The organism is Paraburkholderia sp. EG304, from assembly GCF_046543485.1.
Taxonomy (GTDB): domain Bacteria; phylum Pseudomonadota; class Gammaproteobacteria; order Burkholderiales; family Burkholderiaceae; genus Paraburkholderia; species Paraburkholderia youngii.
In genome coordinates this window covers 1-1558 of record NZ_JBKGUA010000201.1, presented here as the reverse complement: position 1 = coordinate 1558, position 1558 = coordinate 1, and the positions used below count along the sequence as shown (strand labels likewise).

The following is a 1558-nucleotide window of genomic DNA, read 5'->3' as shown; positions in this document are numbered from 1 at the left end:
GGCGACGCATCGCGCGAGTACGTCCAGCCATGACCAGGACCGCCTACCTGATCGATCCCTGGACGCGCACCGTGGAAGCGGTAGAGCGCACCGCAGTCGACGCCCCCACTGTCCTGCGGGAAATCCGTTCCTTCATGCACTGCGACTATATCCAGGCTGTGCGTCTGCATGATGCGGGCCCGGACGTCATGTATCTGGAGGAGGACGGCTACCAGAAGGACCCGCAGGCGTTCTTTCACTGTCGACTGTGGCCGAATCAAACGGTCGCGGGTCGTGCGCTGTGGGTCGGAAAGACAGTGGACGGCGACGACGCCAGTCCCACGATGCCGCTCGATTATGTGCGAGGACATATCGCGTGGGCTTATTGATGAGTTGCGGAGGTTTGCGAAAAATGAAAGCCCGATGCCGCATTGCACTCGTGCTGTCGTCGCTGCTCGTGACAGCGTGCCAGACGATGCCGGACAGCTACACCGCGCAGTTCCAGAGGGAAGGCGAGCCGCCCGCCTACATCGACGGGCACGCTGATGGATGCCGTAGTGGACTGAGCGCAGCAGGCAACCCGTACGTCCAGGCGACCAAAGACCCGACCCGCTTCGCGCAAGACTCGATGTACGCGCAGGGCTGGAATGACGGATTCTCGACATGCAAGGAATGGTACAAGCCCTTCTGACTACATCGCTGATGTGAGGACATACAGATAGCACGGGCGTGCGTCCGCCGATCAGCACGCCGCTGGAGAGCAGCTATGCAAATCGATGCGTTTATGCGAGGCGCAGCATCGAGATTCACCGAACCGTCGACCTTTCGTGGCGCCATCTCGAAGATAGCGTTTGATCATGGAGCGGCCCTTCGAGCGGCAGAGTGGTAGTGACCTCTTTTAAAGTTGTGGGCTTGATCCGGCAGACGAAGTCTGGCTGGCTCAGTTCGGCCATGAGCAGGCCCCTCGATTCCACCGCCCGGTTGGGGCGCAGCAGCCCCGTCCCAAGTTGGAAGGAGCCAAAACGTGCAAGTCAAACGGGTAGTTGCCAACTTCAAGGCGCTCGATCTTGATCGGGCTCGGGCGTTCTATCGAGATATCCTCGGCCTCGAGCTTTTAATGGACCACGGGTGGGTCCAGACCTATGGTTCTCAGACCGAGATGACCATTCAGGTGAGCTTCGCCGCAGAGGGAGGTTCCGGCACGCCAGTACCGGACCTATCGATTGAAGTGGACGATGTGGACGCAGCACTTGAGCGCATGAAGGCTGCGGGCTTTGCCATCGAATATGGTCCGGTCGACGAACCTTGGGGCGTCCGTCGGTTCTTCGTTCGCGACCCATTCGAGAAACTGGTCAATATCCTTGCGCACACCTGAGCGCCGTCCACGGGTTGTGCGGAATCGAAGAGGAATTGAACGTCCGCTTCGGAGCGCCGCGAATTTCCGCTTCGGGTCGAGGCTGTGTGAAAACACGTTACTCTTGTCCATCGAGTAACTCGCTAGTCATCGGTGCCGCTGGGCTTGAAACGAAGGGTGATGGTTGTTTCACTCATTGAAAGGAACGCGCATACCTGCTCGGCC

General features: G+C 59.4%; 3 protein-coding genes. All 3 read left to right on the top strand.

What is annotated here, in order from left to right:
* On the top strand, positions 1–368 hold a 368-nt coding region (locus tag ACLFKU_RS43310; protein WP_410853334.1), incomplete at its 5' end, for a hypothetical protein.
* Between the two features lie 23 nt (positions 369–391).
* The gene (locus ACLFKU_RS43305) at positions 392–670 is read left to right on the top strand and encodes a hypothetical protein (protein WP_018437023.1); all 279 of its coding nucleotides are present in this window, start codon (positions 392–394) and stop codon (positions 668–670) included.
* A gap of 333 nt (positions 671–1003) precedes the next feature.
* A complete protein-coding gene (locus tag ACLFKU_RS43300) occupies positions 1004–1354 on the top strand; it encodes a VOC family protein (protein ID WP_018437021.1) in 351 nt (116 codons plus the stop codon).
* Positions 1355–1558: the final 204 nt, after the last annotated feature.